Raw genomic sequence first — 21,156 nt, 5'->3', positions numbered from 1 at the left:
CTGTCCGAAGAGATGTTCAGTAGAATGGAGAATGGAAAACGAGAATGATTGATTACGGAGGTATGCTTCATGTCGGATGTGATCGTGTTTAAAGGAGCCATCTCCTATCCTATTACCTTGGATCCAACCGTCTGGGTTTTTGACGATCGAAAATTCGACCTCCGCACGTACGTCGGGGAGACCGATTCTGCCGATCAGACCCAGGCCAAATATTTGCAAGGGACAGGCAACCAGTGGGACAAGGAGCTGCGCGAGGGCGCACAGCTGCCGACGGAACAACGCAAGACTCTCGCACAAGAGCGCAAAGTGCTGGAAGGGGACTACGGCATACGTCTTGATCCTTTTATCACAAATGCGCAGCCCCTGCCGGAAGCCACCCGGGTCCGATTGCACCGGGAAGGCAATGAACCCGTCGAGCTGCCCCTGGCAGAGGCAAGACGTGCCATCCTGCAATTTTCAAAAGACGGCAAGCCGATTCGCGAAAACGGTCCGGTCTATCTGTATTTGCCCGAGATGCTGCTCGCCAAGGAGCCGCCGATTGAAGGAATCACCGCAATCGAATTCGTGTAAGTGGTAGCCTGCGTCTGCCCAATGAAAAAGCCATCCACCACAGTCGGGGGATGGCTTTGCCTTTCTTATAGCATCTTCTTCTCTTACGCGCTGGCTTGTGCGATACGGATGTTTCGGTTGTTCAGTTCCAGACGAAGCAGCTCAATAAAAGCAGCATCTAGTTGAAGGTCGACAGCTCGATGATATACTTCTATCAACATCTGATCGCTTAAGTATTTCACCTTTGCTCACCTCCAGCTCGTTTATGTGCCTATTGTAGCAGATGCTGCCAGTATCGAACAACCGTTCCGATATCCACACTGCATGTGGAAAAGTTGTGCAAAAGTTGTGGGCAATATGTGCGTAACCGATTGAAAGCAAGACACCTCTATGTGGATTCCTTTTCCATCTTTATCCACAACCGGTCGAAATTTGTCGATACATTTTCCTCGCATTCATACCCGTTTCCAAACAAAAAAGCTGCCCCGGTGAGGGCAGCATTCTTCGCAGGCCTTATGCGTTTGCCGTTTCTGCTACATGCAGCACTTGCTTGATCTTGTCGATCGCCCAATCCAGCTCTTCCTTGGTAATGACAAGCGGCGGAGCGAAGCGGATCGTCGTCTCATGCGTTTCTTTGCAGAGCAGGCCCAGTTCTTTCAGCTTTTCGCAATACGGACGGGCCGCTGTTTTCAATTCCAAACCGATGAACAAACCACGGCCGCGAATTTCCTCGATGAGCGGGTTTTTGATTTCTTTCAGCTTCTCCATGAAGTACGCGCCCATCTCCTGCGAACGCTGGACGAGTCCTTCGTCCGCCAGCACGTCCATCGCTGCTACCGCAACTGCGCAGCCGAGCGGATTGCCGCCGAAGGTCGAGCCGTGGGAGCCTGGTTCGAATACGCCGAGAATTTCTTTGTCCGCAGCAACAGCGGAGATCGGGAATACACCGCCGCCCAGCGCTTTCCCCATGATGTACATATCCGGCTTTACGCCTTCCCAGTCGCTCGCAAACAGCTTGCCTGTACGACCGAAGCCGGTTTGGATTTCATCGCAAACCAAAAGGACGTTGTTTTCCTTACATACATCGTATGCTTGTTTCAAGAAGCCTTCCGGCGGAATGATGATTCCTGCCTCCCCTTGAATCGGCTCGAGCATGAATGCGGCTGTGTTTGGCGTGATCGCCTTTTTCAGCGCTTCGATGTCTCCGTACGGAATGATTTTGAAGCCAGGTGTAAACGGACCGAATCCGCTTCTGTACTCCTCAGCGGAAGAGAAAGACGTGATCGTCACGGTGCGTCCGTGGAAGTTGCCTTCGCATACGATGATCTCCGCCTGGTTTTCCGCTACTTTCTTCACATCGTAAGCCCAGCGGCGCACTGCCTTGAGCGCAGTCTCAACCGCTTCCGCCCCGGTATTCATCGGCAAAATCATTTCTTTTCCTGTCAAAGCGGACAATCTCTCATAGAATTCGCCCAGCTGGTCGTTGTAAAACGCGCGGGAGGTCAGCGTCACCTTGTCTGCCTGATCCTTGAGCGCCTGGATGATGCGCGGGTGGCGATGTCCTTGGTTCAGGGCGGAGTACGCGCTCAGCATATCCAAGTATTTATTGCCTTCCGGATCTTCCACCCATACACCTTCCGCCTTGGAGATGACGATCGGCAGCGGATGATAGTTATGCGCTCCGTATTTTTCAGTCTGGTCAATTACTTTCTTGGTTTGTTCCATGTTGACGACCTCCTTCAAGTTCACATGCAATTGTTATAAGCAAGAACGATGCCAATCGAAAAAAGACGAGAAAGGATGCAAAAAATGCGTTGAACCGCAAAATATTTTTGCGCATCGGTTTGACATTTTCGGCATGTGCATAAACATTTTGCACCTATTGCTTCCTATGATATGATATTTTCACGAGGAAAGGCTGGTGAACCATTGTGTCGTCTTCCATGCAGCATTCATCCCCCGACACGTTCTTGCGTATCTACGAGCAGATCTTGGACAGAATGAACGAAGGCGTGCATGTCATCGACGCGCACGGAAAAACGATTGTCTACAATCAGAAAATGACGGAGCTGGAATCCATGTCGCAGCAGGATGTGCTGCACAAGCCGTTATCCGAAGTGTTCCAGTTTCCCAGCGGACAGGAAAGCACCCTGCTCACGTGCCTGCGGACGGGAAAAAGCATTCGAAACACCCGGCAGACGTATTTCAACGACAAGCAGAAGGAAATTACGACGATTAACAATACGTACCCGATCCTGGAAAACGGACAAATCGTGGGCGCGGTCGAAATCGCGGACGACGTGACCAAGATGGAGCGGCTCATTCGCGAAAATTTGCTCGAAAAAAACGGTTCTCGTTATACCTTTGACCAAATCATTGGCCGCAGCGCACCCATTCTCGATGTAATCGAAAGCGCAAAACGAGCAGCCCGCACCTCTTCCTCCGTCCTTGTGGTCGGAGAGACCGGAGCAGGCAAGGAGCTGTTTGTGCAAAGCATTCACAATGCTAGTTTGCGCGCTTCCGCTCCCCTTATTTCACAAAACTGCGCTGCTTTGCCCGACAGCCTGATCGAGGGGCTGCTGTTTGGTACTTCCCGCGGAGCCTTTACCGGCGCAATCGAGCGCCCCGGCTTGTTCGAACAGGCGGAGGGCGGCACGCTCTTCCTCGATGAAGTCAACTCGCTTAGTATGTCTTTGCAGGCCAAATTGTTGCGCGCTCTGCAGGAGAAGTCCATTCGACGCATCGGGGACACCAAGGACCGCGCTATCGATGTGCGGATTATCGCCGCCATTAATGAAGATCCCGTAGAAGCGATCGCGAACCAGCATCTTCGCAAAGACTTGTACTACCGACTCGGCGTCGTCACCTTGTTCCTCCCCCCACTGCGGGAACGGAAGGAAGACATACCGATGCTGACAAAGCACTTCATCGCCAAATACAATCAGCTGTTTCAAATGGATGTCGTAGGCGTGACTGACGAGGTCCTGCACTTTTTCAACGAGCATGACTGGCCCGGGAACGTCAGGGAGCTCCAGCATCTGATCGAAGGTGCGATGAACTTGATGATGGATGAGACGCTCATCGGCTTTGAGCATTTGCCGTTGCACTTTTTGCGCCGCACTCCCGCCTCCGCCGTATCCGCAGCTGCTGTGGAGCCCTTGAGTGAGCCGTTCCTCCCCTTCCTCGGAGAAGGCAAGCCGCTCAAGGAAACGATGCAGGAATTCGAGACCGCTTACATTCATCATGTCGTAGACAAATACGGAGGCAATATTTCGAGGGCCGCGAAGGAGCTGCAAATCAGCAGGCAAAGCCTTCAGTACCGGCTGCGAAAGCTCGGTATCCGCGGCTAATGCCCGGAAGCGCAGAATACGCCAAAAAATTTGGCGTATTTTTTTCATTTTTTGCACAAAACTGCAACGAATGTTTGCACATTTCCTAAAATGGGCACTTTCCATGGGCTTATGTTATTTGGTATCATTCTTGCACAAAGTATAGTCGCCTTGAAAACGTATTCACCTTTTCTCTACTTTCTGCACGAAGGAGTCGACTCTATGACCACACACAAGGAAAACCATCAACAGTTGAAACGAAGCATGAACAGCAGGCACCTCTTCATGATCTCTCTCGGAGGTGTCATCGGCACCGGCTTGTTCCTGGGCTCCGGCTATACGATCAGCCAGGCAGGTCCGTTCGGCACGATCCTCTCCTTCCTGGTCGGCGGCTTCATCATGTATCTGACCATGCTGTGCCTCGGTGAATTGACCGTTGCGATGCCGGTATCCGGCTCTTTTCAAACGTACATGACTCGCTTTGTGAGCCCTTCCCTCGGTTTTGGCGTCGGCTGGCTTTACTGGTTCGGCTGGGCGGTTACCGTCGCGCTTGAATTGTTGTCTTCGGGTCTCTTGATGCAGCGTTGGTTTCCTGATTCACCTGTATGGATGTGGTGCGCGATCTTCGGCGCAGGGCTGTTCCTGCTGAATGCTTTGTCGGCCCGTGCGTTTGGCGAAACCGAGTTTTGGTTTTCCAGCATTAAAGTAAGCGCTATCATCCTGTTCATCATTTTGGGCGGTGCGGCCATGTTCGGCCTGATCGACCTGAAAAACGGCCAGCCTGCACCGATGTTCTCCAACTTTGCCAGCAGCTCCTGGCTCCCCCACGGCATCACAGGGCTTTTGATGACCATGATCACGGTGAACTTTTCTTTTCAAGGCACAGAGCTCATCGGGATTGCAGCAGGTGAGAGCAAAGAACCGGAGAAAACCATTCCCAAGTCCATCCGCAATACCGTTTGGCGCACACTCGTGTTCTTTGTGCTTGCCATCTTTATCCTTGCGGGAATGATTCCTTACCAACAGGCAGGGGTCGTGGAAAGTCCGTTTGTCGTCGTATTCGACAGCATCGGAATTCCTTACGCTGCCGACATCATGAACTTTGTCGTGCTGACCGCGCTCTTGTCCGTGGCCAACTCCGGACTCTACGCTGCGACTCGCATGCTGTACGCCCTTTCAACGGAAGGCATGGCCTCACCCAAGCTGGCTTCCGTCAACAAAAAAGGCATTCCGATGAACGCCTTGCTGATCACCTTCATGATTGCGCTCTTGTCCCTCTTGTCCGGCTTTTTCGCGGAGGACACGGTGTTTATGGTTCTGTTGTCCGTCGCCGGTCTGGGGGCTCAAATCGGCTGGATTTCCATCTCCGCTTCCCAGCTCGCCTTCCGCCGCCACTATTTGAGGACGGGTGGCAAACTGGAGGACCTGAAGTTCCGGACACCGCTTTATCCTGTCGTCCCGATGGTGTCGCTGATCCTGAACTTGACCGTTTTGGTCAGCCTTGCGTTCGATCCCGAGCAGCGGATCGCCCTTTACTGCGGCGTACCGTTTATGATCATCGCCATCATCATCTACCAGCTCCACTATAAAAAGAAGCTGGAACCACAAGAAAAGAACGCGGCTTGAGAAAGCCCAAAAAGAAAAGCTTGCGGCTCCCGTGATCGGGTCTGCAAGCTTTTCGCATGTTTATGAGTTGGCGATACTACAAGGAGATGCGAACAATTTCCGTAATTACTACCATGGCAAAAACGGCGAATCCAAGGGAACTCGTAAAAAGTAACATTCTCTTCAGCTTTTTCATATCTTCCATAAATCCATTCCCTCACTTTCCTCTGCCAATCGTCTCTACCGTTATATACGTACCACGAATGGTAAATGTTTCAAAAAGCCCAATAAATTTTTTCCGTTCCTAGGAGCGCGCTATTTTCGGGTGGCCCCCTCCAAGCTGGCCCGTACGGTGCTCCATCTGATACAGCATCCAAGCCACCAGCACCCCGACGGACAGGCAGATCGCCCAAGGCAGCCATCCCATCTGAAGGGCCAAGGACTGGTCGTACACCCATCCCCCTACGATCTGGCCCAGCGAGCCGCCGATCGCGATCGAATACCCATTGAAGCCGTAGTAGGCCCCCACGAGCTCTTTCGGAGCGAAGCGGGGTACGACATCCACCAGATTGGGCACGGCGATCATCGTCCCGAGCGCATACAGGAAGACGTCGACGAGCAGCATCCAGAGCGAATCAGCAAACGACAGCATGAACAGCCCCGTCCCCATCACCAACGTCCCGATACCGATTAGCGTGAGTCGATGCGGATAGCCCTCCATCCACTTGCTGACCTGCATTTGCAAAAGGATCACGAAAACGGACACGGCCGACAGCACGATGCCCACGTCTCCCTTGTTGTGCGTGACGCGCTCCACGAGAAGCGGGATCGTCAGAAAGATTTGCATGCTCAAATAGTAATAGCCCATCGCGATCAGCGTGAACTGAACGAAAGGCCGATCCTTCAGCACGTGAACCATGCTGGCCCAAATGCTCTGACGCGTGCTGGTAGCTGCGATCGGAGACAGCAGAAAAAAAGCAATCAGTGCGCAAAGCGCGAAGACCGCTCCCGCAAACAGCGAGAGGTACGTAAAATCAACGGCGGATAGCAGGGTCCCCACGATCTGGGAGCCCACGACACCAATATTTGTCAATACATTGCGAAAGGCGAACACTTCTTTGCGGATCGACTCCGGAGTCAAGACGGCAAACGCAGCGGAACCCGCTGGATCGAACAGCGATCCCCCGAGGCCCGACAGAACGGCAGCCAGGAAAAACTCCCATGTCTCCGTGCAAAATGCAAACATGGCAAAGCCTACCGCGCGGATGGCCATGCCGAGCACCATGGTGCCTTTGTACCCGAATGCGTCGGCCACCACGCCGCCCAGAAAGGCAAAGCCTTGCTGGGAAAATTGTCTGACACTCAACACCAGTCCCGCCATCGCCAGCGTCCAGCCGATACTTCCGGTCAAATGCAGCGTCAAATACGGGATCAACGCGTAAAAACCAAGATTCATCATGAAAGAGGTGGACAGCAGCAGCTTGACAGCAAACGGCGTTTCCCTCCACAATTCCCGCTTCATCTAATACCCCTCGCTCTCCCCTAGTGAATGCCGAATTAGGGATATTCCCAGCTTAAAGAACAGGGTATAATTTGAGAAACGAACAATTTTGTATATTGTAATCAAATATTTAGATAAGAGGGATTCTCACTTTATGGACTTTGAACAATTACGCGCTTTTTACACATTGGCCCAGACGAAAAACTTTACGAAGGCGGCAGAAATCCTCCATCTCGTCCAGTCTACCGTGACCATGCGCATCAAGCAACTGGAAGAAAAAGTAGGAAAACCTCTGTTCATCCGCGACAAGCGGAGTGTGGAAATCACGCAGGCAGGCTTGACCCTCCTCCCTTATGCGGAAAGAATCCTCAAGCTTTCCCATGAGGCCCTCAATGAAGTCGCTGCCCTGCAGCCCTATGAAGATTACCTGTCGATCGGCAGCCTCAACTCGATCTGGACATCCACCCTCGAGCCGATCTTGAAAGAATACCATTACCGCTACCCGCAAATTGCGATCAGCACCCGTACCGGTCACTCCTCGGACGTCATCCAGTACCTGCTGGACAACGTCATCCAGATCGGCATCGTATACGTACCGCCATCCTTGCCCACATTCGATGTCATCCCCACCTGGGAAGACGAAGTGGTATTGGTCACCTGTCCGAAGAGCAATGTGATCTCCTCCACCCACATCGATTCGCGGGAGTTGCGACATCTGCCGCTCATCCACATGAACTGGGGTCCTCCCTTTAACGAGTGGATCAGACAAACCTTGCCGCGAAATTACGTGCCCAAGCTGACGGTCGACAAGGCCGAGCTGGCCATCGATCTGATCAAGGAAGGACTCGGCGCGAGTCTGGTGACACGCTCAACCGTTAAGTCTGACCTCGCCTCCGGAAAGCTCGTGGAAATCACAATCACCGGAAACAAACCGCCGAAGCGTTCCGCGTATATCGTGTTGCCCAAGGAAAAAAAGAACAAACCCAGCGTGGAGAAATGGCTGGGTTTGATGAAGGAACTCGGATATTCCACCTAGCTACTCTCGAGGCACGGAAAGGGGACGTACGGGAGCGTGACGTCTTGCCAAATGCCGCTCGTAGCCGTATCGGACCAAGAAATAGCCGCACAGCGAAAAACAGAAGCCGGTGAGCACATCGCTCGGGAAGTGAACCCCCAGATACACCCGGCTGGCCGCCAGCAAGACCACGAACAGACACGTCAAGGGCTGAAGAATGGGCACCCACGTCTTCCCTGCATACTCGCGGCTGGACAGATAGGCGAGCAAGAGGTAAAAAGCCGGGGCGATCATTGCGTGGCCGCTGGGAAACGAAAAGGAGTCCGGTACCTCAATGAGATGGAAGACGGTCGGCCGCGCCCTGGCAAAGACGGCTTTGAGCGCCTCGTTCAGCAGTTCTCCGCCTCCCAGCGTCAGCAGCACGGCAACCGACTCAGCCCGTCTTTTCCTGGCATAGAGCCAGATGATGAGGACGGCTCCCAACGGCGCCAACACCACGGCGCTTCCAAAATTCGTCAAAGCCCGAAAAAAAGCCGTAAGCCACTCGGTTCTCAGCCCGGCCGCGAGCGCAAAGCCTGCCTGATCCATTCCCTCCACTTTGCCGGCCATGTACATTCCGATCAGAAGGACGGCTAGAGCGAAAAAGACAACACTTCCGCTCGCCAGCTTTTTGCCATGATCATCCGTCATATTTGCGGTCACCTCTCCCTCTCCAGTTCCAGCAGCGAGCGAAGAGCCGCTGCGAACCTAGCGTCGTCTTCGCGGGAACGCGGCGCAGGTCCCCTTGTCCGCCCTCCTCCCCGGCGGTATCTGGCTTTTTCATTGCGCTCCTCCAGATGAAAGGAGATTCTCTCGGGATCGAAAATGGTTCCGTGCGGCGTCAATGCAGCCGCCTTTTTCCCGAGAATCAATGCAGCGAGACCGATATCCTGGGTGACGACGATGTCTCCGGATCGCGTGTCGTTCGCCAGCCTGGTATCGACCGCTTGGGGGCCTGCATCGACCGCGATGTGGTTGATTCCCGTCAGCTGGTGATTGTAGCTGGCGTATGTATAGCAATTCCATCCAAACTCTCCGCATAATTCCTGTGCGATCGCCAATGCCTGGCGCGGACAGGCATCGGCGTCAATCAGCACGCGACTGTGCGACATGGGCATCCGCCCCTCCTTTGCTTTTTCTCTCCCCGACCCGGACCAAATTTGGTATGATGGAGCTGGAGAGGAGTGAACGAATCTTTGCGCAATCATTTTGTTCTAGATGAACGTCTGGGTATTCGCCTGCCTGCTTTGGACATGGAATGGGAATCCTATTCAGACGAAGAGAGAGCCGACATTTTGCTGGAATGGGAGGAAATCCGCGCGACCATTCCGGACCAGATCATACGGATCGAAGCGGTCATCATCGAGAAAACCAAACAGATGTCCGAAGAAGAGAACTTCCTTCGATCCTGCGAACTCAACAGCGAAATCCACGAATTGGCCAGTGTCATTAATGATCTTAATATATGGTTCCGCGTCCAGCAAGATCATGACACCAAAGTCCATCAATAAACGCGTTTGGCGCGCTGCACGCAAAAGCCCTGGGATATTCGCGATCCCAGGGCTTTTGTCTCGTTCAGATGACGCTTCACGCTTGCACCGCTCCGTCTTTCTCGTACAGGCATCCAGATCAATGCGCCATTGCTGGATTTCTCAATCGCGCGAACGTTCTGGCCTTGGAAAATCAGGAGTTTCCCTTTCACCTTCCTCCCTTTTCGCGCAGGGCGATCGTCTACATCGGCGTTACCCTTTCTTTTTCCGCGCCCGGGACAGCTCCAGAGCTTTGAGTCCGGTCACGTGCGGGGCAGCCATCGATGTCCCGTTCAACGTCCGGAACTGGTTCCCCGGCCAGGTCGACAGAATGTCCACGCCTGGCGCTTTGGTATTCGCGCCTTTTCCCCGGGAGCTGAAATCGGCGAGCTTACCTTTTTGGTCGATGGCGCTTACCCCGATGACTCCCTTGTAACGGGCCGGATACTCTACTTCGCCTCCGTTGTTGCCTGCCGAAGCCACCATGATAATCCCTTGATTTCTCGCTCGCTCGACGGCACGTGCCAACGCTTCGCTGTATTGAGGCATCCCGAAGCTCATGTTGACGATGTCCATCCGGTTCTCGACCGACCAGCGGATCGCCCGCAAGATCGTGGCCAATGAAGATTTCCCGTCTTCACCGAAGGCTCTCACGTCGTACAGATGCGCTTCGGGCGACACTCCGACGATCCCCTTCTGATTCAATTCCGCCACGATGATTCCTGCGACATGCGTGCCATGTCCGTTTTGCCTGCCCGAGACGAGGTTGACTCCTCCTTTGATTCGATCGCGCAGATCATAGTGATCGCGCGATATGCCCGTATCGATCACAGCAATGTTTACCCCTTCACCGCGTCCCCTTTTCCAGAGCCGTTCCGCACCGACGTAGCGGACCCCCCATGGCACTTCATCTGTGGCGATGCCCCCCACGGGTTCTCCAGTCGTCTCCTCGATGCTTTGCGCATGGACGCTGATCGTCACATTATCTTCTACCGTAGCCGAATACCGGCTGAAATGGGAGTGGTGGCGTTCATACACGCGTTCATTGACGCACATGCAGGACAAATCGTCGTAGCATCTCCACGGCTGCTTTTCCTTCTGATCCGTGACATGCGCCCGTAAATCCGCCAAGATCTCCTGAAACGGTGTATGTCGATGAAAGCTGATGATTTTCACGCAGCTGGCCTCCTGTCATGAATGCTCTGCCACCATCCTATGATGCTGCTGAGCCGTTGGGTTTGGGCATCTACACATGCCTGACAAAATAGGCGTAATGCCCTGACCATCTGTCCAAGCGAATAACTGCAACTTCCCATATAACTGCATAGGACAGCAGAGGTTTCATGATGAGAGGAGCGGTGAGACAGTGGCTAAGAAAAAAAAGAAGCTGAAAATCAAGAATCTGAAAGGCAGTCCTAGCGAATTGCTCAAAAAAATCAACAAAAAGAGCAAGAAAAAGTGGAAGATGAGCGATATTAAATCGCTGGCCAAAAATTACTCGAAAAAAGATCTCAAGGATGACAAGAAGCTGAAAAACCTGATCAAGAAAGTCAGCAAGGCTGTTGGCGTAGAGTTGAACGACAAGCAAATTTCCAGCGTACAAAAGCAGGTGCACGACGTACTCGGCTGACAATCCGTCAGCCGATTTTTTCTCTCGACGGCAAGGCAAATCCATTTCGAAGCAAAACAAAAGGGAGAGCTCCTCGCTCTCCCTTTTGTTATTCGCCAGTTCGGCACAGTCTCGATCTTAGTCGCAAGCGCACGCAACAATCGTCAGCAGTACGAACAACACCAGTACCAAAGCAAAGTCGTCGAAGCCAAAGCCATTAAATCCGCTCATTCGCTTTCCCTCCTTCATCGGCAACTGATCATAGGGTATGTGCTCTTGGCAAAACATGATTGGACGCTCGCCCAATGGAATTACCCAATTCTGGATAAGAGCGCATCAGCGAATGTGGACAGGGCCTAACCTGCTTGACGCTTCATTGGTTCCGGCAAGGCGTACTGCCTCTTCATGACCTTTTCCCAAAACGGAATCGTCCGCTGGATCAAGGGGCCTGTCAGCAAGGCGATCAACACGGTGCCGATGGATACCGGGCCGCCAAGTGCCGCTCCTGCGAGGAGGACCGTGACCTCAATGATCAGCCGGACCCTCTGGATGCTCCAGCCCAGCCGCTCATTCATGGCGAGCATGAAGCTGTCGCGCGGTCCCGCTCCGAGGCGCGGCGACAGATACATCCCGATTCCAATCGTCATGACGATGACGCCGAGCAAAAACATCAGGAGCCTCCCTGTCCATGTTTGCGGTGCTGGAATGACATGCGTCCACAAGATCAAATCCAGAAAACTCCCGAAGCAAATCATGTTGATAAACATCGCGACATTCGGTTTGATTTTCGCTACGGCATACGAAGACAAAATCACGACGACGCCCACGATCTGCGACCAGATCCCGATTGTCAAACCAAACGTCTTTTGCAAACCGATGTGGAACGTATCCCACGGCGCTACCCCCAGCCTGGCTTGGATCGCCAGCACGCACCCGAGAGCGCCGACGAACAGCCCTGCGATAAACATCGCATAGCGGATGACAAACGGTTTGCTGATCCGTATACCAGACACCCCTTTTCACCTTTCCTCTCCCGTTCGACCAGTCGGTCTTTTCTTGTCTGAGCGTCTGTACCCTACTTCCAGCCCGCGATCACTTCAAAAAAAATGCCGTCCTTGCGGTAGTAAGCCTCTGCTTTGGCGCTGTTCATATACGTTTCCACCTCGGCAAGCCGCTCCCCCGACAATACGACCTGACGCTGCTTGTTTGTCTCATCACGGTATTCCACCACCAGGCCGACTTCCTCTTTCCGACAATGCTGAATCAATTCTTCCGGAGTCGCAAACGCGATTCGTTTCATGCTCCCTCTCCTCCCTTGGATGATCTTACTCGCACGCTTCTGCGCTTCCTTCCGTCATACGTACCCGCTTGACCGGAACATCCGCAAAATCGGCTGCCAGCTGTGTGCAGGGATGGATGGCCTGAGCCTCCGCCAGAAGATCTTCCATCGTAAAGTCTCCCTCTTCATCCTCGTAGCGCGGACTGAAATGCGTCAGGCAAAGCTGCTTGACATTCGCCTGTCTCGCCAGCTCCGCCGCTTCCCGCGCTGTGGAGTGGCCGCTCCGTACAGCCAGCTCCTTGTCCTTGTACGCATAGGTAGCTTCATGGACCAGTAAGTCGGCGGCCTGTGCCAGCTCCCGCACCGAAGCGCACGGCTCCGTGTCGCCGCTGAAGACGATTTTGCGTCCCGGCTGCGGCTCCCCCACGAAGTCTTTGCCGTCCAAGACGCGTCCGTCCGGGAGCGTCACTTTCTCTCCACGCTTGAGAGCGCCGTACAACGGGCCAGACGGAACCCCCGCCTCCTTGGCCCGATCTACCAAGAACGCTCCCGGCTTTTCCTTTTCCGTGACGGCGTAGGCATAAGACGGCACCCGGTGCTTTGCCATCCGGCAGGTGACGACGATCTCATCATCTTCATAGACCACGCCTTCGCTCACAATTCGCAGCTCCAGAGGATACTGCAGGTGAACCGGGCTGGTCTCCATCACGGCACGGAAGTAGCGATCCAGTCCAGGCGGGCCGTACAGCTCCAGAGGGGCGGCCTCGCCATTGCGCAAAGACCTGCTCGCGAGCAGACCGATCAATCCGTATAGGTGATCCCCATGCAGATGGGTGATAAAAATTTTGTCCAATTGGCTGATCTTCATCGGAGAGCGGAGCAGCTGATGCTGTGTACCTTCCCCGCAGTCGAACAGCCACCACTTTCCCGCTTGCAAAAAGCGCAGACCGATTCCGCTTACATTGCGTCTCGTGGTTGGGGCTCCCGATCCTGTTCCTAAAAAAGTCACGATCACGACTTGTGCGCATCTCCTTTATGGTTGTGTACCCTCTCCCCGGCGTAGCGTGCCTGTCCGGCTCTCTAGGCATTCACCCTTTTTTCTCTGGGCGCATACGCTACATCAAAACTACAGCCTAGCAAGGAGGGACTCCTGATAATGAAACGGCTCATATCCGCGGGTCTTGCCGCAGGGCTTGCCATCATGGCCATTCTGGCCGGGTGCTCGAGCGCTCCGGAAAAAATCCGCATCGGTGAAGTGACGCGCTCCCTGTTCTACGCGCCGCAATACGTCGCCCTGGAAAAAGGGTTCTTCAAGGACGAAGGGCTGGACGTCGAGCTTTCTACCATTCCCGGCGGCGACAAGGTGATGTCCGCGCTTTTGTCCGGCGGCATCGAAGTCGCGTTGGTCGGATCCGAAACCAGCATCTACGTCTCGCAGCAAGGCGCAGCCGATCCTGTCGTCAACTTTGCCCAGCTGACGCAGACCGACGGCACTTTTCTCGTAGCTCGCAACAAAGTGGACGCATTCTCCTTCGATCAGTTGAAAGGCAAAGTCTTCCTCGGGCAGCGCAAGGGCGGCATGCCGCAAATGGTGGGCGAATACGTGCTCAAAAAGCACAACATCAACCCGGGCAGCGACCTCACCCTGATCCAGAACATCGAATTCAAAAACATCGCCGCTTCCTTCGCATCCGGAACCGGTGAATATGTACAATTGTTCGAGCCGGAAGCATCCCGCTTCGAACAGGAAGGGATCGGCCACGTCGTCGCTTCGTTCGGGAAGGAGAGCGGCACCGTCCCCTATACGGTATTCATGACCAAGCAAAGCTATATGGACAGCCATTCCACCGCTATCCAAAAGTTTACCAATGCCGTCTACAAAGGGCAACAATGGGTTGCCAGCCACACCCCCAAGGAAACGGCTGCGGTCATCGGCAAATACTTCGAACAAATTCAGCCTGATATTCTGGAGAGCGCAGTGAAGCGATACCTGGAGCAAGGCTCTTACGCCACGGATCCGATCCTGGATGAAGCCGAGTGGAACCAGCTGCAGGACATCATGAACAGTGCGGGAGAGCTGAAGCAGCCCGCCGATTACGCCAAATTGGTCAATACCACCTTCGCCAAAGCTGCTAAAGAAGGGAAGTAGACGACAATGAACCAGATTCCTTCTACGCCGGCCAAACTTGAACTTTGCCACGTGACCCATCTTTACCTATCCGCGACCCGGGCATTCATGGCGGTCAGGGATATCAACCTGCGCGTGGGGGAAGGCGAGTTCATCTGTTTGGTAGGTCCCAGCGGCTGCGGCAAGACGACTCTGCTCTCGCTGATGGCCGGATTGGAGCAACCGACGGCAGGCAAGGTGCTGCTCGACGGACACCCTGTCGCCGGCACGTCACGCCAGGTCGGCTACATGCTTCAACAAGATTATCTGTTCAACTGGCGGACCATTGAAGACAATGTCTTCCTCGGGCTGGACATCCAAGGAATCCGTACCAAAGAGACGGAAGAGTACGCCCTTCATCTCCTCGATGAAATGGAGCTCGTCGACGTGCGCAAGTCCTCGCCCACGCAGCTCTCCGGTGGAATGCGCCAGCGAGTGGCACTCGTGCGGACGCTTGCCTGCCAGCCGGATGTCCTGCTTCTGGATGAACCTTTTTCGGCCCTCGACTATCAAACCAAGCTCAAGCTGGAAGACTTGATCTTCACCACGCTGCGCCGCCACAAAAAGACGGCTGTTCTCGTCACGCACGACCTCTCCGAATCGATCGCGATGGGAGATCGAGTCTATATTTTGTCACGCAATCCAGGCCAGATCAACAGTGAAGTCACGATTCCTCCCCACATTCGGGACGCCATTCCGTTCGCTGCCCGAAATGAGGCGGGGTTCCAGGACCTGTTCCACCGCGTCTGGAAAGAGATGGAGGTGGTTTCCGATGCAGCAAAAGGAAGTTGAAGCCGTCCATCGCCGTTATCTTCGGCGGGAAGCAAAGACCCGCAACTGGGTGTTGTCGACGCAGTGCATCCTGTTTCTCGCGTTTCTCGGATTATGGGAGCTGCTCGCGCGGACGAATGCGATCAATCCGCTGATTTTCAGCTATCCTTCCAAGGTATGGGCCCAATTCTGGACGGTCCTGCTGGATGGCACCCTCCTGCCCCACGTCGGCATGACGGTGTGGGAGACGGTCGTGGGCTTCCTCCTCGGCACGCTGCTCGGGGCCGTGATCGCTGCGATCATCTGGTGGTCTCCATTTCTCTCCCGCGTCCTGGAGCCGTACCTCGTCATCGCCAACAGCATGCCGAAGGTCGCGCTCGGACCGGTGTTCATCGTCAGCTTCGGCCCGGGACTGTTTTCCGTCATCGCGATGGGCTGCGCCATCTCGGTGATCATCACCACGATCAACATCTACACCAGCTTCAAGGAAGTCAACCCCAACTACATCAAAGTCGTGCAGACACTTGGGGGAAACAAGCGACAAACCTTTTCGATGGTCATCCTGCCTTCCACCATCCCGACTCTCCTCGCCACGCTGAAAGTAAATGTCGGCCTTTCCTGGGTCGGCGTCATCGTCGGAGAGTTCCTCGTCTCGCAGCAGGGATTGGGCTACTTGATCATCTACGGATTTCAGGTCTTTAATTTTACCCTGGTCATGATGAGCCTCGCCATTATCGCCGTCGTCGCCACGTTGATGTACCAAGGCGTCGCGTTCCTGGAGCGGCGGCTCACCAGCCAGTTCAAATAGATGGCAACACAACGCAAAAACGCCCGACTCACCGGTTCGGGCGCTTTTGCTTTTGCTCGCTACTTCCAGAACTTCCACCAGCTCTTCTTGTGAGCCGAATCTGCGGTTTGGCTGTCGGCCACTTTTTGAGCGGCTGCCGCTTCCACTTCCTGCGCGCCCGGCACTCTCAGAAGGAAATGATCGACCATCGGCTTGTAGTTGTCAGGCAAATGCTCCTGCATGGTTCGCAGGATCGCGATGGCTTTCTCTTTTTGGTCCGTGGCGATCAGTGCGTTGGCGTAATTGAAGCCGGCATAGGGAAAAGGAAAATCGGGCGACCAGTACTTCTCGCATATTTGAATCAACTGGTACACGTAGCCCGCTTGTCCGAGCTCTCCCGTCACCGTCATGACGACCTCGAAGCGATCCTTTGCCCCTTCGATTGCCTGGTCGTACCAGTGCATGGCCTTTAGCAGATTTTCTTCCGTCAACGCGACGCGCGCCAAATGCAGTTGCGGGCGCCATGCTCCTTCCAGCCCTGCGAGCGCTTTCAGCCGCTCTTTCAGTTCTTCCTTCCTGCCGCCAGACAGAAAGCTCTCCACGTACATATTTAGGCCGTTTTCCTGATTCGGATCTTTGTGCAGCCCGGTATTCAACGTCTCGAACGCCTTTGCCTCGTCTCCCTCAAAGGCGTAGACTTTGGCCAGATTCGTACAGGCTGTGCCCGACGATGGGAAACGCTCCAGACAATCGGTCAAAATGGCTTTGGCGCGATCGAACTCTCTCGCTTGCATGTGCACGACGGCCCGAAAAATGAGCGCTGACTCAATCGGACCGTACAGTTCAAGGAGCCTGTCTGCTGCGACGGCTGCCTGCTCGTGAAATTGCTCCTTCACCAATTCCATCGCGAAATCACGCAGCTTTTCCTTTTGATCCCAGTAAAGGTCCAGGTTGTGCGGAATGATTTTTTTCTGGTAATCCTCCCGCGACATATCGATGGAATGACCAAACTCATTGGTAAACGTCACAAATTCAGACATGTAACAGCCTCTCTTTCATTTCCTTCACAATTAGTCTCATGGGACCGGCTTGTCCCGGCAAAAGAACGATCTTCCCAATGGCCCCGGCAGCCCCAAGCTTTTTGGGCGGAGCCGGGGTTCATAGGGCTCACGTTTCGTTTGTTCTCTTCCAAATGGACTCTCGATTTTCTCGACTCTTTCACAGAGCGAATGGGATCGTCCTGTCTTTTGCAAGAAAAACCGTTACGTGTCTTGTGCCTTAAATCCACGCTTTCATATTTACTTTACGGATAAAATCCTCTACGGATTCCTTTACTGGTTCGTCATTTGCCTCTTCCGCATCCTGCAAGCCTACCAGTTGGCGGAAAAGCGCTTCGTTGCGCGTAGCCAGAGCGAAGTCGAGCAGAGCCTCGCGCGATACGCGCTCCGCTTCTTCTTCGAGCAGCTGCGACTCCAGAGCGATATCCTCTTCAACAACGGGAAATTGCTTATCTAATTTGGGTATGCGTATCACCCATGCAAAGGCGCTGTCTGGGTTGCGGTCGCGTGCAATCAAGTAACCGTATTCGCCCATGGGCAAGCCTTGCTCAAAGGAGTCGGCAACAATGACGACGCGTTGTCCTAGCTTGAACATGAGCGTCAACTCCCTAGAAAGATTAATTCTAATCATACTAAATTGTATGTGTACTTGGGAAGAGCAAACCCGCAGGATGGGCGCTCGCACAAAAAGTTTGTTGCCGCAGCCAAAATAAGGTACACTTTGGTTACGAAACATTTTGGATGACAAAGTAATAGTAACGAGGTGCAGTTTTATGTCACAAATGTCCACAGGTTTTTCCCTGTTCATCATGGGTTGGTCTATCGTCCTGGTCGGCCTGATGGGAATCGGCGGATACTTCATGTTTCGCAAGTTTTTGAAGTCGATGCCGAAGAGCGACGGGAAATCGGATCTGGATTGGCAGGATTACTACATCGATCAGACTCGCTCGCTTTGGACAGAGGAAGGCCTTGCTCTGCTGAACGAACTGGTCGATCCCGTCCCCCAGCTATTCCGCGATGTGGCGAGAAGGTCGATTGCAGCCAAAATCGGACAGATCGCCCTGGAGGAAAAAGCAAGCGTCATCACGACCGACCTGATCGTCAAGGGCTACATCGTAGCTACCCCCAAACGTGACCATAAATGGCTGATCGCCCACTTAAAGGACAAGCAGATCGACTACACCCGCTACGAACAATATCTCAACGCCGAAAGCTGATCGTCTGAAACCTGATTTGGGCACATCCGTATTACCTAGCAGGTCGAACTTCAAGGAGAAGATGCGGATGACAATCATCCTTGCGATTTTGGGTATCGGGCTCGTGCTGTTCATCATTGCCGCCGTTGTCATTGTCGCCCTGCTCAAATCAGGGGCAAAGTGGCTTTGGAAAATGGGCGGACATCGGCACCGCCATTACAGCAGCAGCGATTACAAGCGCCAGGGACCGTTTATGATCGGTGGTCACAAGTCGTACGGGCACCGACATTACGGCAGAAAACGAAGCAGCCGCAGCTTTTTTTTCAGCAGCTGATTTCGAAATCCATATTCCTATCTGTACAAGCCAAAAGGGATGTCTGCAAAGGAAAGAAAAACCTGCGCAGACACCCCTTTTTCTTTCTGGTCGGACTTCCCTCTCTCTATTTGCCGGATACCCCTCCGGATACGAGGAACGCCATGGCTTCGGTGCTGTCTACGTCCAGCAGTTGGATCTGCTCACTGGGGAACAAGAGCAAATTGCCGGCAAAGTTGTACGATTGCGGGAAGTACACGGCTACGTGGTCCGACAGGCCGTACGACTCCAGGCTCTCCTTGGTGATGAAGCCGATCGCTTTGGCGCTCCCGTCTTTGGACAAGGTGACCAGCACCGGCTTGTCAAAGCTCTTCTTCTCCCCGACGAATGCACCGATCAAGTCCTTGATGGATGTATAGATCAATTTAATGAACGGCACTTTTTCAAAAACTTTGGAGACGAGCGCCAGTACCCCGCGCGTCAACACATTCGATGCGAGGAAACCGACGACGGTAATTCCGACAATGGTCAGGACAAAGCCTACGCCTGGAATGCCCAGCCCCAGCCAGCTGTCCACTGTGACGAAGATGGTGTACAGGATATAAATGGTGACTGCGAGAGGTATGACGTACAAAAGCCCCTCCAGAAAATAGCGTATGACTCGTTTCATGATGTTCTCCCTCCTCGAATTCCCCAGAATATTGTACCCGATTGGACAGCTCTTCTGCTATGATGTAGGAAAAAAAGCGAAAGTAGGGAGATTCTATGCAACCACTCGTCACGGCCCAATGGCTGCACGACCATTTACACGACGACCAGCTCGTCATTGTGGACTGCCGCTTCCAACTGAGCACAGCGGAAGCAGGTGCGGAGGATTACGGACAAGATCACATACCTGGCGCTCTCTACTTCCACCTGAACCGCGATCTGTCCGGCCCGAAAGCCGAGCACGGCGGACGCCATCCGCTTCCTTCCGTGGAAGCGTTGACGTCCCTCTTTTCCCAGGCGGGCATCGATGAGCATACGACCGTCATCGCATACGACGATCAGGAGATGGCCATGGCAGGCCGGCTCTGGTGGCTGCTGCGCTACCTCGGTCACGACAAGACTGCGGTGCTCGACGGGGGTTATGCAGCTTGGAAGAGGGCTGGCTACGAGGTCACGGCGGATGTCCCTACGCCGAAGCCCCGTACATTCAAACCACAGGTGCGTCCGGACATGCTCGTAGACATCCAGGGCGTGCAAGCGAGAGGCCCCAAAACCGCACTGCTGGACTCCCGAGCAGGCGAACGCTACCGTGGGGAAAGCGAACCGCTCGACCCGAAAGCCGGCCACATTCCCGGCGCCCATCACTTCTTTTACAAGGAAAACCTCGCTCCCGACCAGACCATGCTGCCTGTGGACCAGCTCAAATCGCGGCTGGAGCCGTTCTCCGACCAAGACATCATCGTCTACTGCGGCTCCGGAGTGACGGCCTGCTCCAATCTGCTGGCCCTGCATGCTGCCGGACGGACAGATGCCAAGCTGTATCCGGGCAGCTGGAGCGACTGGAGCTCCTACGATTTGCCCGTAGCGGTCGGTCCTACTCCTGACGGCGAGGTCAAAGAGTGATTCGCGCGTTCCGCCTCCTGCTCCACTTCGGGTACCAGGAGGCTATGTCCTGCATCTTTCCCGTCTTCATTTTCGCGGCGCTCGCTGTATCGAAATTTGTCAGCATCCCGGGATTGGCCCGATACGATTTGCTGCTCTTGCTCTGCCTGCTTTTTCAGGTGGTCATGGTCAAGAGCAGGCTGGAGACGAAGGATGAACTCAAGGTCATCACCGTGTTTCACCTGATCGGTCTCGCCTTGGAACTGTTCAAAGTACACATGGGGTCGTGGGGGTACCCGGAGCCGGCCGTGAGCAAGGTATACGGAGTTCCCTTGTACAGCGGATTCATGTATGCGAGTGTCGCGAGCTACCTTTGCCAGGCGTGGCGGCGCCTGGACGTCGGCCTTTCCGCATGGCCGAATCAGTGGCTGGCTGTATGTTTGGGTGCCGCGGTGTACCTCAACTTTTTCACTCATCACTTTCTGTGGGATGTACGCTGGGTACTGACGGTGGCGATCTTTATCGTCTTCTGGCGCACGCGCGTTCACTTTCAGGTAGCGGAAGAACGCCTTTGGATGCCGCTTCCGCTCGCGTTTTTTCTGATCGGCTTTTTTATTTGGATCGCCGAGAATATCGCCACCTTTTTCGGCGCCTGGTACTATCCGAATCAACGCGACGGCTGGGACATCGTCCACATCAGCAAAATCAGCTCCTGGTTTCTGCTCGTCATCGTCAGCTTCATCATCGTGGCTCAGCTGAAGCATGTGAAGAGCCGGGCTGCCGGGCAGAAATCCAACAAGCAAACGCCTGTCTAGCAAA

The 21,156-nt window shown here is 54.1% G+C and carries 25 protein-coding genes and 1 pseudogene; 13 read left to right on the top strand and 13 right to left on the bottom strand.

Going from position 1 to position 21,156, the window contains the following annotated elements:
• Positions 1-69 precede the first annotated feature (69 nt).
• Positions 70-570 carry a molybdopterin-binding protein gene (locus RGB73_RS12380; RefSeq protein ID WP_310772397.1) on the top strand — a complete coding sequence of 167 codons (501 nt, stop codon included), beginning with the start codon at positions 70-72 and terminating at the stop codon, positions 568-570.
• An 83-nt stretch (positions 571-653) separates the two neighbouring features.
• Here RGB73_RS12380 and sda read toward each other — a convergent pair whose 3' ends face one another.
• Both sda and RGB73_RS12370 read right to left on the bottom strand, forming a co-directional pair.
• Positions 654-791: a sporulation histidine kinase inhibitor Sda gene (gene sda, locus RGB73_RS12375; RefSeq protein WP_310772395.1), complete on the bottom strand. Its 138-nt coding sequence runs from the start codon at positions 789-791 to the stop codon at positions 654-656.
• Positions 792-1,062: 271 nt separating this feature from the next.
• Positions 1,063-2,274, bottom strand: coding sequence for an ornithine--oxo-acid transaminase (locus RGB73_RS12370; RefSeq protein ID WP_310772393.1), 1,212 nt, complete (start codon positions 2,272-2,274; stop codon positions 1,063-1,065).
• 218 nt (positions 2,275-2,492) lie between these two features.
• Between RGB73_RS12370 and RGB73_RS12365 the strand changes: the two genes are divergently transcribed.
• On the top strand, positions 2,493-3,899 hold the full coding sequence (locus tag RGB73_RS12365) for a sigma-54 interaction domain-containing protein (protein ID WP_310774261.1): 1,407 nt from the start codon (positions 2,493-2,495) through the stop codon (positions 3,897-3,899).
• Positions 3,900-4,100: 201 nt separating this feature from the next.
• The gene (locus tag RGB73_RS12360; protein WP_310772391.1) at positions 4,101-5,504 is read left to right on the top strand and encodes an amino acid permease; all 1,404 of its coding nucleotides are present in this window, start codon (positions 4,101-4,103) and stop codon (positions 5,502-5,504) included.
• Between the two features lie 283 nt (positions 5,505-5,787).
• Here the strand turns inward: RGB73_RS12360 and RGB73_RS12355 are convergent, their stop codons facing one another.
• Positions 5,788-7,005, bottom strand: coding sequence for an MDR family MFS transporter (locus tag RGB73_RS12355; RefSeq protein ID WP_310772389.1), 1,218 nt, complete (start codon positions 7,003-7,005; stop codon positions 5,788-5,790).
• A gap of 133 nt (positions 7,006-7,138) precedes the next feature.
• Between RGB73_RS12355 and RGB73_RS12350 the strand changes: the two genes are divergently transcribed.
• Positions 7,139-8,020: a LysR family transcriptional regulator gene (locus tag RGB73_RS12350; RefSeq protein ID WP_310772387.1), complete on the top strand. Its 882-nt coding sequence runs from the start codon at positions 7,139-7,141 to the stop codon at positions 8,018-8,020.
• Here the strand turns inward: RGB73_RS12350 and RGB73_RS12345 are convergent, their stop codons facing one another.
• Both RGB73_RS12345 and RGB73_RS12340 read right to left on the bottom strand, forming a co-directional pair.
• Entirely contained in the window at positions 8,021-8,689 is a 669-nt protein-coding gene (locus RGB73_RS12345; protein ID WP_310772385.1) for a phosphatase PAP2 family protein, read from the bottom strand.
• Between the two features lie 8 nt (positions 8,690-8,697).
• Positions 8,698-9,150 (bottom strand): DUF188 domain-containing protein, encoded by a 453-nt coding sequence (locus RGB73_RS12340; RefSeq protein ID WP_310772383.1) that lies wholly within the window; start codon positions 9,148-9,150, stop codon positions 8,698-8,700.
• Between the two features lie 141 nt (positions 9,151-9,291).
• Between RGB73_RS12340 and RGB73_RS12335 the strand changes: the two genes are divergently transcribed.
• Positions 9,292-9,549, top strand: coding sequence for a hypothetical protein (locus tag RGB73_RS12335; protein WP_396136212.1), 258 nt, complete (start codon positions 9,292-9,294; stop codon positions 9,547-9,549).
• A gap of 231 nt (positions 9,550-9,780) precedes the next feature.
• On the opposite strand, the gene RGB73_RS12330 is transcribed toward RGB73_RS12335, so the two are convergent.
• Positions 9,781-10,743: a S8 family peptidase gene (locus RGB73_RS12330; protein ID WP_310772380.1), complete on the bottom strand. Its 963-nt coding sequence runs from the start codon at positions 10,741-10,743 to the stop codon at positions 9,781-9,783.
• 190 nt (positions 10,744-10,933) lie between these two features.
• On the opposite strand from RGB73_RS12330, the gene RGB73_RS12325 reads away from it, so the two are divergent.
• Positions 10,934-11,197: a stage VI sporulation protein F gene (locus RGB73_RS12325; protein ID WP_310772378.1), complete on the top strand. Its 264-nt coding sequence runs from the start codon at positions 10,934-10,936 to the stop codon at positions 11,195-11,197.
• 117 nt (positions 11,198-11,314) lie between these two features.
• On the opposite strand, the gene RGB73_RS12320 is transcribed toward RGB73_RS12325, so the two are convergent.
• From RGB73_RS12320 to rnz, 4 genes and pseudogenes are all read right to left on the bottom strand, one after another.
• A complete protein-coding gene (locus RGB73_RS12320) occupies positions 11,315-11,407 on the bottom strand; it encodes a sporulation protein YjcZ (RefSeq protein WP_236707873.1) in 93 nt (30 codons plus the stop codon).
• A gap of 125 nt (positions 11,408-11,532) precedes the next feature.
• A complete protein-coding gene (locus RGB73_RS12315; protein ID WP_310774260.1) occupies positions 11,533-12,144 on the bottom strand; it encodes a YczE/YyaS/YitT family protein in 612 nt (203 codons plus the stop codon).
• 107 nt (positions 12,145-12,251) lie between these two features.
• On the bottom strand, positions 12,252-12,476 hold the full coding sequence (locus tag RGB73_RS12310) for a hypothetical protein (RefSeq protein WP_310772376.1): 225 nt from the start codon (positions 12,474-12,476) through the stop codon (positions 12,252-12,254).
• A pseudogene (gene rnz / locus RGB73_RS12305) lies at positions 12,473-13,470 on the bottom strand (ribonuclease Z). The gene RGB73_RS12310 and the pseudogene rnz overlap by 4 nt, the downstream one beginning before the upstream one ends.
• 141 nt (positions 13,471-13,611) lie before the next feature.
• Between rnz and RGB73_RS12300 the strand changes: the two are divergent.
• The 3 genes from RGB73_RS12300 to RGB73_RS12290 are packed head-to-tail and all read left to right on the top strand — an operon-like array spanning position 13,612 to position 16,201.
• Complete coding sequence (locus tag RGB73_RS12300) at positions 13,612-14,604, top strand: ABC transporter substrate-binding protein (protein WP_310772372.1); 993 nt, start codon at positions 13,612-13,614, stop codon at positions 14,602-14,604.
• A 6-nt stretch (positions 14,605-14,610) separates the two neighbouring features.
• Positions 14,611-15,414, top strand: a complete 804-nt coding sequence (locus RGB73_RS12295) for an ABC transporter ATP-binding protein (protein WP_310772370.1) — start codon at positions 14,611-14,613, stop codon at positions 15,412-15,414.
• A complete protein-coding gene (locus RGB73_RS12290; protein WP_310772368.1) occupies positions 15,395-16,201 on the top strand; it encodes an ABC transporter permease in 807 nt (268 codons plus the stop codon). Before RGB73_RS12295 ends, RGB73_RS12290 begins: the two co-directional genes overlap by 20 nt.
• A 59-nt stretch (positions 16,202-16,260) precedes the next feature.
• On the opposite strand, the gene RGB73_RS12285 is transcribed toward RGB73_RS12290, so the two are convergent.
• Both RGB73_RS12285 and RGB73_RS12280 read right to left on the bottom strand, forming a co-directional pair.
• Complete coding sequence (locus RGB73_RS12285; protein WP_310772366.1) at positions 16,261-17,220, bottom strand: tetratricopeptide repeat protein; 960 nt, start codon at positions 17,218-17,220, stop codon at positions 16,261-16,263.
• 238 nt (positions 17,221-17,458) lie between these two features.
• Complete coding sequence (locus RGB73_RS12280; protein ID WP_310772364.1) at positions 17,459-17,833, bottom strand: ATPase; 375 nt, start codon at positions 17,831-17,833, stop codon at positions 17,459-17,461.
• Positions 17,834-18,011: 178 nt separating this feature from the next.
• Between RGB73_RS12280 and RGB73_RS12275 the strand changes: the two genes are divergently transcribed.
• Together RGB73_RS12275 and RGB73_RS12270 are read left to right on the top strand one after the other, a co-directional pair.
• Positions 18,012-18,455 (top strand): DUF2621 domain-containing protein, encoded by a 444-nt coding sequence (locus RGB73_RS12275; RefSeq protein ID WP_310772362.1) that lies wholly within the window; start codon positions 18,012-18,014, stop codon positions 18,453-18,455.
• 67 nt (positions 18,456-18,522) lie between these two features.
• Complete coding sequence (locus tag RGB73_RS12270; RefSeq protein ID WP_310772361.1) at positions 18,523-18,768, top strand: hypothetical protein; 246 nt, start codon at positions 18,523-18,525, stop codon at positions 18,766-18,768.
• 106 nt (positions 18,769-18,874) lie between these two features.
• Here the strand turns inward: RGB73_RS12270 and RGB73_RS12265 are convergent, their stop codons facing one another.
• Entirely contained in the window at positions 18,875-19,417 is a 543-nt protein-coding gene (locus RGB73_RS12265; protein ID WP_310772359.1) for a DUF502 domain-containing protein, read from the bottom strand.
• 95 nt (positions 19,418-19,512) lie between these two features.
• Between RGB73_RS12265 and RGB73_RS12260 the strand changes: the two genes are divergently transcribed.
• Both RGB73_RS12260 and RGB73_RS12255 read left to right on the top strand, forming a co-directional pair.
• Complete coding sequence (locus RGB73_RS12260) at positions 19,513-20,358, top strand: sulfurtransferase (protein WP_310772357.1); 846 nt, start codon at positions 19,513-19,515, stop codon at positions 20,356-20,358.
• Positions 20,359-20,402: 44 nt separating this feature from the next.
• Complete coding sequence (locus RGB73_RS12255) at positions 20,403-21,152, top strand: DUF817 domain-containing protein (protein ID WP_396136187.1); 750 nt, start codon at positions 20,403-20,405, stop codon at positions 21,150-21,152.
• Positions 21,153-21,156 lie beyond the last annotated feature (4 nt).

This window comes from Brevibacillus brevis (assembly GCF_031583145.1).
Lineage (GTDB): Bacteria > Bacillota > Bacilli > Brevibacillales > Brevibacillaceae > Brevibacillus > Brevibacillus brevis_E.
The sequence above is the reverse complement of the archived record's forward strand: the minus strand, read 5'-3'. Positions and strand labels throughout refer to the sequence as shown.

Bases quoted from the DNA above. Each gene is read 5' to 3' on its own strand.
- RGB73_RS12350 (WP_310772387.1), top strand. From the start codon at position 7,139: ATGGACTTTGAACAATTACGCGCTTTTTACACATTGGCCCAGACGAAA.
- RGB73_RS12300 (WP_310772372.1), top strand. From the start codon at position 13,612: ATGAAACGGCTCATATCCGCGGGTCTTGCCGCAGGGCTTGCCATCATG.
- RGB73_RS12355 (WP_310772389.1), bottom strand. From the start codon at position 7,005: ATGAAGCGGGAATTGTGGAGGGAAACGCCGTTTGCTGTCAAGCTGCTG.
- RGB73_RS12335 (WP_396136212.1), top strand. From the start codon at position 9,292: ATGGAATGGGAATCCTATTCAGACGAAGAGAGAGCCGACATTTTGCTG.
- RGB73_RS12365 (WP_310774261.1), top strand. From the start codon at position 2,493: ATGCAGCATTCATCCCCCGACACGTTCTTGCGTATCTACGAGCAGATC.
- RGB73_RS12260 (WP_310772357.1), top strand. From the start codon at position 19,513: ATGCAACCACTCGTCACGGCCCAATGGCTGCACGACCATTTACACGAC.
- RGB73_RS12340 (WP_310772383.1), bottom strand. From the start codon at position 9,150: ATGTCGCACAGTCGCGTGCTGATTGACGCCGATGCCTGTCCGCGCCAG.
- RGB73_RS12265 (WP_310772359.1), bottom strand. From the start codon at position 19,417: ATGAAACGAGTCATACGCTATTTTCTGGAGGGGCTTTTGTACGTCATA.
- RGB73_RS12255 (WP_396136187.1), top strand. From the start codon at position 20,403: ATGTCCTGCATCTTTCCCGTCTTCATTTTCGCGGCGCTCGCTGTATCG.
- RGB73_RS12295 (WP_310772370.1), top strand. From the start codon at position 14,611: ATGAACCAGATTCCTTCTACGCCGGCCAAACTTGAACTTTGCCACGTG.
- RGB73_RS12370 (WP_310772393.1), bottom strand. From the start codon at position 2,274: ATGGAACAAACCAAGAAAGTAATTGACCAGACTGAAAAATACGGAGCG.
- RGB73_RS12380 (WP_310772397.1), top strand. From the start codon at position 70: ATGTCGGATGTGATCGTGTTTAAAGGAGCCATCTCCTATCCTATTACC.
- RGB73_RS12280 (WP_310772364.1), bottom strand. From the start codon at position 17,833: ATGTTCAAGCTAGGACAACGCGTCGTCATTGTTGCCGACTCCTTTGAG.
- RGB73_RS12290 (WP_310772368.1), top strand. From the start codon at position 15,395: ATGCAGCAAAAGGAAGTTGAAGCCGTCCATCGCCGTTATCTTCGGCGG.
- RGB73_RS12320 (WP_236707873.1), bottom strand. From the start codon at position 11,407: ATGAGCGGATTTAATGGCTTTGGCTTCGACGACTTTGCTTTGGTACTG.
- RGB73_RS12285 (WP_310772366.1), bottom strand. From the start codon at position 17,220: ATGTCTGAATTTGTGACGTTTACCAATGAGTTTGGTCATTCCATCGAT.
- RGB73_RS12310 (WP_310772376.1), bottom strand. From the start codon at position 12,476: ATGAAACGAATCGCGTTTGCGACTCCGGAAGAATTGATTCAGCATTGT.
- RGB73_RS12360 (WP_310772391.1), top strand. From the start codon at position 4,101: ATGACCACACACAAGGAAAACCATCAACAGTTGAAACGAAGCATGAAC.
- RGB73_RS12275 (WP_310772362.1), top strand. From the start codon at position 18,012: ATGTCACAAATGTCCACAGGTTTTTCCCTGTTCATCATGGGTTGGTCT.
- RGB73_RS12270 (WP_310772361.1), top strand. From the start codon at position 18,523: ATGACAATCATCCTTGCGATTTTGGGTATCGGGCTCGTGCTGTTCATC.
- RGB73_RS12315 (WP_310774260.1), bottom strand. From the start codon at position 12,144: ATGTTTATCGCAGGGCTGTTCGTCGGCGCTCTCGGGTGCGTGCTGGCG.
- RGB73_RS12345 (WP_310772385.1), bottom strand. From the start codon at position 8,689: ATGACGGATGATCATGGCAAAAAGCTGGCGAGCGGAAGTGTTGTCTTT.